This window comes from Prochlorococcus marinus, from assembly GCF_001180245.1.
GTDB classification, from domain to species: Bacteria; Cyanobacteriota; Cyanobacteriia; order PCC-6307; family Cyanobiaceae; genus Prochlorococcus_A; species Prochlorococcus_A marinus_F.
In genome coordinates this window covers 1-332 of sequence record NZ_CVSV01000015.1, presented here as the reverse complement: position 1 = coordinate 332, position 332 = coordinate 1, and the positions used below count along the sequence as shown (strand labels likewise).

1 pseudogene is annotated in these 332 nt (G+C 31.9%); it reads left to right on the top strand.

From position 1 onward, the window contains the following. Window positions 1-332 (top strand): annotated as a pseudogene (locus AMO19_RS00130) (glucose-6-phosphate dehydrogenase); the annotation flags it as partial.

Genomic DNA, 332 nt, shown 5'->3' with positions numbered 1-332 from the left:
GTGGAGACCTTACTCATAGAAAATTAATACCAGCCTTATTTGAACTTTATTTGCAAAGAAGAATTCCTAGTGAATTTGGAATAGTTGGTTGTGCTAGAAGACCTTGGACTGATAGTGAGTTTAAAGAAAAGATGAAAGTAAAGTTATCAAATCAAATATCTGGTAAAGAAAAGGAGTGGGAACAATTTTCTAATTATCTTTTCTATGAACCAGTTGACCTGCAACAAAGTGATCATGTCGTAAGGCTTTCTAGAAGATTAAATGAAATTGATAAAACACAAGCTACTCATGGGAATAGAACATTTTATTTATCAGTATCTCCGAATTTCTAT